7 protein-coding genes are annotated in these 11726 nt (G+C 67.3%); 5 read left to right on the top strand and 2 right to left on the bottom strand.

The window, feature by feature from the left end; genetic code table 11:
- Positions 1-875 (bottom strand): citrate:proton symporter (locus VJ655_RS00365; protein ID WP_324097399.1); only part of this gene is annotated, 875 nt, incomplete at its 3' end.
- Between the two features lie 30 nt (positions 876-905).
- Positions 906-3071, bottom strand: coding sequence for a TonB-dependent receptor (locus VJ655_RS00370; RefSeq protein WP_324097400.1), 2166 nt, complete (start codon positions 3069-3071; stop codon positions 906-908).
- A gap of 35 nt (positions 3072-3106) precedes the next feature.
- On the opposite strand from VJ655_RS00370, the gene VJ655_RS00375 reads away from it, so the two are divergent.
- The 5 genes from VJ655_RS00375 to VJ655_RS00395 all read left to right on the top strand — a co-directional run.
- Positions 3107-4363: a citrate synthase family protein gene (locus VJ655_RS00375; protein WP_324097401.1), complete on the top strand. Its 1257-nt coding sequence runs from the start codon at positions 3107-3109 to the stop codon at positions 4361-4363.
- Positions 4364-4610: 247 nt separating this feature from the next.
- Positions 4611-4823 carry a ParD-like family protein gene (locus VJ655_RS00380; protein WP_324097403.1) on the top strand — a complete coding sequence of 71 codons (213 nt, stop codon included), beginning with the start codon at positions 4611-4613 and terminating at the stop codon, positions 4821-4823.
- Positions 4820-5584: a type I methionyl aminopeptidase gene (gene map, locus VJ655_RS00385; protein WP_324097404.1), complete on the top strand. Its 765-nt coding sequence runs from the start codon at positions 4820-4822 to the stop codon at positions 5582-5584. Before VJ655_RS00380 ends, map begins: the two co-directional genes overlap by 4 nt.
- Before the next feature lie 587 nt (positions 5585-6171).
- Positions 6172-7866 carry a Hint domain-containing protein gene (locus VJ655_RS00390; RefSeq protein ID WP_324097405.1) on the top strand — a complete coding sequence of 565 codons (1695 nt, stop codon included), beginning with the start codon at positions 6172-6174 and terminating at the stop codon, positions 7864-7866.
- 21 nt (positions 7867-7887) lie between these two features.
- On the top strand, positions 7888-11726 hold a 3839-nt coding region (locus VJ655_RS00395; RefSeq protein ID WP_324097406.1), incomplete at its 3' end, for a hypothetical protein.

Genomic DNA, 11726 nt, shown 5'->3' on the forward strand with positions numbered 1-11726 from the left:
ACACCCAGGACGTTCTTGGCGTGGGCGGCCACCCGCGTCCGCTGGGTCGGGATGTCGGGATAGTTGACGATCACGGCGATTGCGAAGGCCCCCATCATCAGGGCCGGTAGCGGCGCCGCCCCGCTGACCAGCCCGACGATCAAGGCGAGGGTCAGGGCGAGGTTGAACCAGATCAGCTTGGGCCGCTTGGCCTCCGCCTCGCCGGTGTCGACCAGCGGCGCGTCGGCGGTCACGGGCTCGAGGGGCTCCAACGACAGTCGACCAAGGCGCTTGCGTTCGGAGAGACCTAACGCCCAGGCCAGGGCGAGCGTCCCGGCAAGGCCAGCGATCATGGCGGGGATCATCGGCACGAACACCGCGCTCGGCTCCAGATGCAGGGCGCTGGCGGCCCGCGCCGTCGGGCCGCCCCAAGGCACGAGATTGACGATCGTGTTGCTGAGCCCTAGCAGCAGAGCCAGGATCAGGGGGTTCAGCCGCAACCGCCGATAGACCGGCAGCAGGGCCGAGATCGTCACCAGGGCAGTAGTGGCGCCGTCTCCGTCCAGCGACACGATCATGGCCAGGAGCGCTGTGCCCACCGTTACCCGCGCTGGATCGTCGCCGACCATCGCCAGCACCCAGCGGACCAGCGGATCGAACAGGCCCGCATCGATCATGATCCCAAAATAGAGAACCGCGAAGGCCAGCATCAGGGCCGTCGGCGCAAGGGCGGTGACGCCCTTGACCATCATGCCGCCCAGCTGTGGGCCGGCCCCGGCCAGAAGGCCGAAGATGATCGGCACGATGATCAGGGCCGTGATCGCCGACAGGCGATTGGTCATGATCAGCGTCATGAAGCTGATCACCATCAGGAAACCCAGGATCGCCAGGGTCATGAGGTTCTCCCCTCGCCGCTCGCCGCCACCTCAGTAGGTCCAGCGCAGCGTGGCGCCGACCGTGCGTGGCGGGGCGAAGATGGCCAGATCCGCGCCTTGGAAGATGACCTGATGGGTCCTGTAGAGCTGGTCGGTCAGGTTCTTGCCCCACACCGACAGGTTCCAGCGCCCGTCCGGGCTGTCATAGACGAGGCGCGCGTCGATCAGGGTGCGGGCCTTGCGGGTGGTGATCTCGTTGTTGTCGAGGTCATCGTAAATCTTGCTCTCGAATGTTCCGTCGATCGCCGCCTCGATCCGCGCGCCCGAGGCCAACGGCTGGGTGTAGCTGGGCGATAGGGTCAGCTTGTGGCGCGGGCTGCGGGTCATGCGGTTGCCCGAACGGTCCGCGCCCCGGTCGAACAGGCTGAGGAACTTGCCGTCGGTATAGGCGTAGCTGGCCGCCAGCCGCACCCGATCGCCCACTCGCGCATCGAGCGAGGTTTCCAGCCCGCGGATCCGCGCCTTGCCCGCATTGGTGGTGACGGTGTCGAAGCCGCGCGTGCTGCGCACCTGCAGGTCCTGATAGTCGGTCTGGTAGATCGAGGTGTTCCAGGTCAGACGGCGATCCAACAGCATGGTCTTGGCGCCTAGTTCGTACAGCGTCGCGGTCTCGGGATTGAACGGCGTCACCGCCGAGGTCGGGGTCGAGGGGGTGTCCTGGAAGCCGCCGCTCTTGAAACCCGTCGAAATCACGCCGTACAGCATGACATCGTCGCTGGGCGAGAAGTCGCCGCCGATCCGCCAGGTCAGCTTGCTCCAGTCGTGGCTGGCGTTGATCGCGTAGCGGGTCGAGGCGCGCAGCAGGGCCGTGGAGTCCTGGTTGTTCAGCGCATAGTCCTTGTCGTCCTTGGAATAGCGCAGACCGCCGAAGACGTTGATCTGATCGGTCAGCGGCCAGGTGGCGTCGCCGAACACCGCGTAGCTCTTGACGCTCGCGGCCTGGATGAAGCGGTCACGCGCCGCGTAGGTCGCCGGCGGGGTCGGCCGGGACTTGATGTCGCCGAACAGCGTGTCCACCCGGTCGGTGTCGCCGCTGTAGTAGTAGCCGCCGACCACCCAGCGCAGTTTGGACGACGGCAAGGCCGACAGCCGAACCTCGTGACTCTGGAAATGGCTCTTCTCGTCCTGGCCGCCCTTGAAGTTCAAGGCGTAGATCGTCGGATTGCCGCCGTCGAAGTCCTCGGCGTAGTGGTAGACGAGGTCACGGTATGAGCCGATGTAGGTCACGCTAGCCATCGGCAGGTCCCACGACAGGTGGGCGCGAGCCCCCCAAGTGTCGCGATCGTTGCGGCCGTTGTTCTCGGCGAAATACTGGTCGCGCTGACCGTTGACCTTCCAGAGCGCGCTGGCTGGGACGCTGGGATCCAGTTGCACGACATGCCGCGCGTCGCCGTTCATGCGATCGCGCGTGCCGTCGACCGCAAAAAGGGCCATGAAGCTGTCCGTGGGCTGCAGGAGAAGCTGCAGGCGAGCGCTTTTAGTGTCCTGGTCCTCGGCCCGGCCGCCGGCGAAGGCGTTCTTGGTGTAGCCCTCGTGCTCGCGAGAACTGAGACTGAGGCGCACAGCGGCCTTTTCCGAGACCGGCGCATTGAGGAAGCCAGCCGCCTCGAAGCGCGAATAGTCGCCCACAGTCACGGCCGCACCGGCGTGAAGCGCGTCGAGGGTCGGACGCTTGTTGAAGACGCTCACCGCGCCGCCGACTACGTTTTTGCCCAGCAGCGTGCCCTGCGGCCCCTTCAGCACTTCAATCCGCTCGACGTCGAACGCGTCGAAGGCCACCGCCGACGGTCGGCCATAATAGACCTCGTCAACAAACACCGAGACGGAGGGATCGCCCGCCGCGCCACGGTCGGATGAGCCGATGCCGCGCAGGGTCGGGCGCGGCTGGCTGCTTGGAAAGTTGTCGAACGACAGGCCCGGTGTGCGGTTGGCCACATCCTGAACCTGGACGATGCGAGCCTGCTCGATCTGCTTGGCGCCGAACACCGACAAGGTCAGCGGCACGTCTTGCAGGTTCTCCGAGCGCTTCTGCGCGGTCACCACCACCTCGTCGATCTGGACCGGAGACGGGGTGGCCTGGGCCATCACGGCCGATCCCGAGCCAAGCGCCAGGACGCAGGCCGATCCTAGCAAGTCGAAGCGAGCTCTCATGGTCATTCCCTCCGCGCGCTTTACATTGACATTTTTTGTCAATGCGTTCTTCTTTGATGCGCTTGATTGCATTGGGACCAATAGTAGATGGCTCGTCAATCTGTACGGAATTCATCCATATGAGTGACGCTGCGCTTTACATGTCCGCTGATGAGGCGGCCGGGGCCTTGGGGGTCAGCCTGACCACGCTCTACGCCTATGTCAGCCGAAAGGGCATTCGGTCCGAAAAACAGCCAGGCTCGAAAAGCCGCCGCTACTGGCGCGCGGATATCGAGCAGACCCGCCAACGCGGCCGCCCAGCCGATCCCTCGGCCGGGCTGATCAAGTCGACCGCCATAACGCTCATGACGCCGAAGGGGCCGTTTTATCGCGGCGTTTCGGCCATCGAACTGGCGGAAACCGCAACCATCGAGGACGTCGCCAGGCTCCTCTGGAACGCGCCGACCGCCTTCGCGGAGACCACCCCCATTTTCGCGCCCCAGCATGGCGACGTGCTCGTCGCGCTGAGTGACCTGCCACGCATAGCCCGCGCCATCGCCCTGTTCAGCCTCATGGAGCATACCAATCCCCGCGCCCATGACCTGACGCCTCAAGGCTACGCGCGCACCGGCGCCGAGGCCGTGCGATGTTTCGCCGCCCTGGTCGGCGGCGGTTCTCCAGACGATCGCGGGCCGATCCATACGGTGCTAGCGCGCAATCTCGGCCTTCCGCCCGGCTACGGCGACATGATCCGGCGCTGCCTGGTGCTGGCCGCCGACCATGAACTGGACCCGACCACCTATGCGGTGCGCGCGGCCGCCAACACTGGCGTCACGCCCTATGGCGCGGCCATGGCTGGCCTCGTGGCCGGACGCGGTCGCCGGCTCCACATGGGCCGCGTCGAGACCGTCTCCCGTTTCGTCGAGGAGTTCCTGACCGGCGATCCCAAGGAGGCCGTGCTGTCGCGCTTCCGTGTCGGCGAGCCGTTGCCGGGTTTTGGCCGATATCTCTACGCCGACAAGGACCCCCGGGCGCAGGTGCTGATCGCATCGTTGGAGCAGCATGCCCCCGCCCCCACGATGCGGCGCTTCCGGACCGCGGCCGATCTTATCGAGGATCTGACCGGCGCCGCGCCCGATTTCATCGTGCCAACCGTGCTGCTCGGCAAGGTGCTGGGGATGAAGGGAGAGGAACTGGCCTTATCGACCGTCGGCCGCATGGTCGGTTGGATCGCACATGCTCTGGAGCAGTATCAGGACCACGAACTCTTCCGTCCGCGCGCCAGCTATGCCGGCCCTCTGCCGATACAGTCGCGCTAGATGCTGGTCAGCGGCCCCTCCTCCCCCGCGATGACGCGCTCGACCGGCGAAACACTGACTAAATCGCGCGAGAAGCCGCCGCTTCACTCCAGAAAGACGACGTTCGGCCTTTAACCGGCGAAGGCGGCTCGCGCCCCTTGGCGAACGTTGGGCGTCACATTTAAAGCCCCGCGGCCGGCGGACCGCTTGTCGCGCCCGGAACTCTTCTATATGCTTCATATATAAAACATATATTTTGGAGCGCTTAGTGGGGATCGTGAATATCGAGGACGAGCTGCACGAGCAGCTGCGCCGAGCGAGCAAGGCTTCTTATCGATCGATCAACGGCCAGGCGGCCTTCTGGATCAGAGTCGGCATGCTCTGTGAGCTGAACCCTGGCCTCACGTTCCAGGAGCTTGTGGCGCGTGAGCTGAAGGCGGCCGGCGTCGACACCCTTGATCCCGTGGCTGCGGTCTCGTGACGAAGACGCCGGCCGAGGTCGAACTGCTGGCGGAGTCAGGCCGTTTGCTCGCGTCGGTGTTCGCGCACCTGGATGGGCGCTCCCTCGCCGGATTGAGCACCCTGCAGGTCAATGACCTCGTCGAGGCGTTCATCGTCGATCAGCTGGGTGCGCGGCCCGCCAGCAAGGGCCAATATGGCTACGGCTTCGCGCTGAACAGTTCGAGGAACGAGGTCGTCTGCCACGGAGTCCCGTCAAAGGATGAAGTCTTGCAGGACGGCGACATCGTCAATTTCGACATCACGCTCGAGCAGCAGGGCTATATCGCGGACTCCAGCAAGACATTCCTCGTCGGCAATGTGGGGGCCGCCGCAAGGCGGCTCGTTCACACCACCTATGAGGCCATGTGGAAAGGTATCCGCGCCGTTCGCCCGGGCGCACGGCTTGGCGATATCGGCTACGCCATAGAGCGGCACGCCAAGCGAAACGGCTACTCGGTGGTGAGGGAATACTGCGGTCATGGCATCGGGCGCGAGATGCACGAGGCGCCGCAGGTGCTGCATTTCGGAAAGCCGGGGACCGGCCTCACGCTTCGGGAGGGCATGGTCTTCACGATAGAGCCCATGCTGAACCAAGGGCGCAGGACGGTCCGGACCGAGGAGGACGGATGGACCGTCGTCACGGCGGACGGGAAGCTCTCCGCTCAGTTCGAGCACACTGTGGCGGTCACTCATGACGGCGTCCGCGTGTTGACATTGCGTCCGGATGAAAAACGGCCCTAGAGGCCCGCGATTCACCCTTGGCAGCCACACCGCGTTTACGGCGTCGCGATCGGCCTGAGCGCTCTGCTGGAACCACCCCGAGCCCGAGCCGACCAACTGGGCCATGGCCCTGGAGATCGCTACACAGGCGTCGATCTTCTTTTATAGCGCCTGGATCGTCGGCCAGGATCGCGGCTTGGCGCTTGATTGATCGACGAACGACGAGCTGGTCGACGTCGTCGCGGGCGAAACTTGCATGGCAACTTCACCAAGAAAGCGAGCGGCGCGTCTCGAAAATGGACGCCAAATCGCCTTCTGAACGCACTTGCAGCCCACCAGAGGGCCAGGGCTCAAGCGGAAGAGCAGGCCCCAGTGCGCCAAAGGGCCTGCCAAGCGATTGAACGTCGCAGGCTGACGCCATGCGGTCTTTGGTATGGCGTCGCCAACTTCGTGTGATGATTATATTTTGAGTCGATACAATTCACAATTGCATTAAACTGTGAGGTAGAGTTAATCTCAAAATACAACCGTACCGGGGCGGCAAGCGTGGTCGTGCGGTGACGCGGAACTGGCCGGCGATTGCAACAAAATAAGCAAGGGTGGGCACCATGATCTCGAGCAGCAACGACCAGGTCGACGCGATCTTCGCCGCAGCCAAGGCCGGCCAGGACGGCGTCACGCGCGCCCTCAACCCGGCCGATCCGGTCGACGTCCGAGCGATCCGGGCGTTCCTGACGTTGAGCGGCAAGACCCCCGACACTCATCCTGGTCTGTTCGGCGACCTCCAGAGCCTAAGCGAGGGTCGCGCGAGCGCCGCCGACGCCACCGGCCATGTCCTGCAGCTGGTCGATTACGGTCGTGACGCGCAAGGCCGGGCCACGGCCCGGGCCTGGTACATCGACCAGGCCGGCGCCCACATGGCGGGTAGCGTCGCCCTGGTGCTCGACGCCGACACCGGCGCGCCCCTCGCGCGAGGCTACGCCAACAAGGTCGGCGGCGGCCTCTGCCCGGCCGCGACCCGCTCGGACGCGGCCCTGCCGGCGTCCGACAAGATTACCGCCGTCGGCTTCTATCACAGCCAATCGCACCCCGAGGCCCCGCCCGCCTTCGGTCTGGTCGCCAAGACCACCCAGCTGGCCGCGTTCGACATGCCCCAGGCCACGGTCACCGCGCCGGTCAGCGCCACCCACGCCTCGGTCAAGATCGCCCTGGGCCGCCCATCGCCCTCGGTCGACGCCGACTACGTCTATTCCCAGGACACCACCGACAATCCGCCGCTGCTGGTGCCGTTCACCGGCACGGTCGACACCCAGCAGCCGCTAGCCAATGTCGGGGCTGGCGGGCAGTTCACCTCGGGACTGTCCCTGACCACCCAGCTCTATTCGCTGAACGGCGCGGCCTATATCGCCGGCGCGGCGCCCGACCCGACCAAGGTCACCGGCGACACCACGAGCAACATCGTGACCTGGAGCTACCCGTTCGATCCGGCCCACACCTCGCCGACCAACACCCCGTCTCTGATCTACGGGACCTATGGCGGCGCCAACAACAACATCGACTGGACCTCGCACAACGAGACGGCGTTCTATTTCGAGTTCCTGATCCCGGTGGCCAACCCGGTCGCGCCCTCCTACCAGTTCAACGTCTGCAGCACTGACTGGCCTGAACAGCCCTCGGTCAACTGCGTGCAGATCAAGCCGCTGGAGTTCTGGTGGCACTGCCTGGCCGAGGGCACGCTGGTGACCCTGGCCGATGGAACGACCCAGCCGATCGAAGCCGTCGGCAACACCGCGCGGGTGCGCACCGGCCAGGGTGGCGACCTGGGCGTTGAGGCCACGACCCGCGGCCTGCACCACATCCATCAGCCCAATGTCGCGAGCACCGGAGTCTATCGCCTGACCACCGAGGGCGGTCGCAGCCTGGTGCTGACCGGCGGCCATCCGGTGGCCACCGGCAACGGCTTCGTGCGCGCCTGCGATCTAGCGGCCGGCGACAGCGTGCTAACCGAAGCGGGCCTGGACGCGGTCGCCAAGCTGGAGCCCGACGCCTTCGCCGGCGTCTTCGCCAATCTCAAGCTGATCGATGAGACCGATCGGGCTAAGGGTCTGGCCGGCGCGGTCGGGACCTTCATCGCCAACGGCGTGGTGGTCGGCGATCACGCCGCCTTCCGGCAGAGCCACTACCTCAACAGCCACTCGCTTGAATATATGCGGGGCCGCATCCCCGAGCGCTACCACACCGACTACGCCAGCACCCTGGCGACCATCCATGCAGACAATCGGCGCTACGGCGGCGCCTTCTAGCCGGCGCGGAAGGGGGACGCGATGCCAGCCTTCCAGTCGGTCCAATACATCGATCCCTTCGCGCCGCTGCCCACCGGCGCGACGCAGGCGGGCGTGCAGGCGGTGCTGTCGTCGACCGGCGCGCCCGCCGGCTCGGTAGCCTACGCCCAACTCCTCGCCGACCAGACGCCCATAGCCTATGGAACGGGCGCGACGGCCACGGCCATTCGCGTCCTCAACCCCGCCCCGCTGGCCCCAACCATCGCCTATCTGCTGCAGGTGCAGTTCGCCGCTCCGGGCCAAAATCCGGCCGATCTCGACTGGTCCGACCCGACCAAGGTGATCTCCGCGCCGGTTGTCGTCGCCCAGCTGCGCATCACGGCCTTGGAGGTGACGGCCACGGGCTTGACCTTCACCTGGGACAATCCGAGCGGCGCGGCGATCGCCGGCGCCTATCTGCAGATCTTCGATAACACCACCCACGCCCTGACCCCCTACTATTATCTGGGCGTGGGGCCGGCCGGCGCGGTGACCGCGACCTTCACGGCGGGGCATGACTATCGGGTCAGCATCTCGGCGGTCCAGCCCGTCAGCGGCGGCACCACCGGCGCGTTCGGCGCACCCTACACCACAGGGCCTGCGACCACAGCCCAGCCAATCCCCACCGGCGCGCCGCAACTGACTCGAGCCAGTTGTGACGAGGGCGAGATCGCCGTCCAATGGACCACCAGCGCACCGCCCGTCGGCGCAGCGCCCGCAACCTACGACCTGCTGCTGCTGGACGGGGCCAACCTGGTCGCCATGGCGGGCGCCGGTGCGGTCGGCGGCCAGCTGACCGCCGGCCAGCTTTCGACCCTGACCAGTCCCAAGGTCGCCGGCCGAATCTCTTATGGCGCCTTCGCCGGGCCGATCGGGACGGGCCTTTCGCTGAACGCGTTGGCGCCGCAGATCCTTGGCGTGATCGTCACCGGCTCGGCCCAAGCCGCGGTGATCAGCGCCCAGCTCGCCGCCCCAGGCGCGCTACCGACGGGTGGCGCCCTGGTGGCGACGCTCTACGCCAACGGCGTGGCGGGCCAGACCCAGACTCTGAACGCCGCCAGCGGCCAGGTGGCCTGGAGCGCTCTGGTCCCGGCGGCCAACACCGCCTACGAGATCGACGTGGCGCTGGTGGTGACCGCCGGCGGCCAGACCAGCCAAGGCCCGCGCTCGCCGCGCCTGGCCGTGCCGCTCACCACGCCCCAGAGCCTTGTGGCCAGCTATGACGGCCAGACGGTGACCATCGATCTAGCCGCCACGGCGGCGGCCGACAGCTATTCGGCCGTTCTGACGGCGACCGGCGCCAGTCCCGTCACGGTGCAGGTCGGCGGTCAGTTGCCGATCAGCTTCACGACCAATCTCGACCTCTCCAAGGCCTGGAGCGCGGTAGTCACCCCGACCATCGGGCGGGTGGTGGCGCTGCCCAGCGCGTCCGCTACGCTCGCCCTGCCCACCGTCACCGCGCCCAGCCTGACAGTCGTCGACTATGACGGCCAGACGTTGCGCCTGCAGTGGACGGCGGCGGTCCTGCCCTTCCTGACCGGCTACACGGTCACCGTCGCCGGTCTTGGCGCCTTTGCGGTGAGCGGGGGCCAGACAGCCTATGACCTGCCGCTGACGCCGGCCCAGGCCACAACCGCCACCGTCAAGGTCGCCGGGGTCTCAGCGCTGCGCACGACGGCCGACAGCGCCACGGTCGCGGTGATCGCCAGCCTGGCGACGATCACGCAGGTGACCCCTGGCGCCAGCGTGACGGCGAGCTGGACGGTCACAAATGGGCCGGCCGCGGCCGTGCGCGGCGAACTCCTGATCGGCGAGACCTTGGCGGCGCTGGTCGTCGACGTCTCGACCACCGGCTGCAGCTTCACCGCGCCGACACCGGCCAACCAGCCCTTCCGCCTGCGCGCCCGCGTGACCGACGCCGCGGGCCTGGCGGTCGGCCCCCCGTCGCCGGCCGTCGATCTTTTGCTGCAAGCGCCGGTGTTGCGCTCGGTCTATATCGCCGACGGGCAGATGAGCCTGGGCTGGGATCCGCCCGCCCAAGGCCTGACCAGCAGCTTTGACCTGACGGCGACCCCGACCTTGGGCGCGGCGGCGAGCTTGGTGGTGACCGGCTCCGGCTACCAGGGCCCAGCCCCGGCCGCCTTCGCCGCGCCAGGCGCCCTGACGCTCGCGGCCGTCGATGCGGTCGGCTCCGGCCCGGCGGCCCAAGCGACGCTCGAGGCTCCGTGCACGATCACCGCGGCGGCCTATGACGGCGCAAACCTCAGCGTCAGCACGACACTGACCGGCGCCGCGCAGGACAGCTACTGGTTCGAGGTCAGCGTCGACGGCGCGATCCTGAGCCGCAAGATCGCGGTCGGGTCGGCCGCCGCGTCGGTCAGCCTGCCGTTGGTGCTGCCCAAGGGCGCGAGCGCGGGCCTGCGGGTGATTGGTGTCGGCCCGACCTCCCCGAGCCCAGCCTCGGCGCCGGCCGCCGTCGCCAGCCAAAGCCCCACGGCGCTGGCCGCCGAATATGACGGCGCCAACCTGCATGTGAGCTGGACACCGGTCCCCGGGGACGGAGTCGGCGGCTACCTGGTTTCAGTGAGCAACGCCGGCGCGCAGGACCTTTATGTCCCGGGCGCGCTGACGGCCTTAGCCGCCGTGCCGGTCCCGAACCTGACCTATCCGTGGGGGACCAATATCAAAGTGACCGTGCGAGCGGTGTCCAGCGCGCCGACCGACACTGGCCAGCCCTACGTCCAGGGCGCGCCGAGCTTGGCGATCGCCCCGACCTTGGCCGGCCACGCCTATTCCAGCGGCGTCGGCGCGGCCGGCGAGCCGCCCTATCTCTATCGCCGCGGCGCCTATCAGAGCCTCGCGGACGTCACCGACAAGCCGATCGTGCTCTATCTGCCCAAGCCCTTCACGGGCTCGGACAATCCGTCGATCCCGGAGTCGGGCGCCACCACCTTCCAGCTTGCCCCGGCGAGCGGCGATCCGCCCCTGCCCTATCAGCTGACCCTGAGCGCCGACGTCTGGACGAGCCTTGGGGCCAGCGCCGTGCGGTCGGACCTGCGGTCGACCTATGTCGCCTTCCTCAGCGCCGTCGAGGACACCGGGGTCTATCCCTGGGCGATCGGGCTGATCCGCCAGATCATCGCCGAGGCCATGCCCCAGACCTTCGAGGAGGTGCTCTACTACCGCTACGGCCTCTGGCGCAGCGACAGCCTACGGGTTGTCGACCTGACGCCCGGCGCGCGGCTGCAGCTTTCGGGGGCGCTCTACCAGTCGATTGTCGGTGGCTCTAGCCCCAAGAACGGCTTCCTGGCCACCGGGGCCGAAGGCCTGGACCTGTTCGACGTTATCCCACAAGGCGGCGCGGGCGCGCTGGCGACGGGCGCGGGCCGGAGCCTGTCGGTCGACGCCTTCCTGTCGCTGATCTATCCGGGCGGCGGCGGCCCGGCCAACAGCCGGCCCGTGGCGGCCGGGCCGATCGACTTCTTCGACGATCAGAACCGCCAGCCCTATTACCGATTGTTCTATCCCTCCCAGCCGTCGGGCTCGGGCTCGACCGGCTCAACCGCGCTCGAGGCCAACATCACCGTGATTGGGGCGATGAGTTGGAAGACGCTGGCGGCCATCACCGACAACTATGCTCAGTATGGAACCTTCCCGACCGGCGTCGACTATTTCGCCACCTACTTCCGTGGCCGCTCCAGCCTGACGCCGCAGATCCAGGTCAGCGTGCAGGGCCAGCCGCGCTGGGTGACCCTGGGCGCCAGCGTGCGCCAGGCGCTGTCCTCGCAGGGACTGGCGCCCTGCTTCGGCGGTGGGGGCGGTGGGACCCTGTCGATGCTGCG

The organism is Caulobacter sp. (assembly GCF_035254145.1).
GTDB lineage: Bacteria > Pseudomonadota > Alphaproteobacteria > Caulobacterales > Caulobacteraceae > Caulobacter.

Excerpts from the sequence above, each read along its gene's own strand:
- VJ655_RS00375 (WP_324097401.1), top strand. The coding sequence starts at position 3,107 with ATGCGTTCTTCTTTGATGCGCTTGATTGCATTGGGACCAATAGTAGAT.
- VJ655_RS00390 (WP_324097405.1), top strand. The coding sequence starts at position 6,172 with ATGATCTCGAGCAGCAACGACCAGGTCGACGCGATCTTCGCCGCAGCC.
- VJ655_RS00370 (WP_324097400.1), bottom strand. The coding sequence starts at position 3,071 with ATGACCATGAGAGCTCGCTTCGACTTGCTAGGATCGGCCTGCGTCCTG.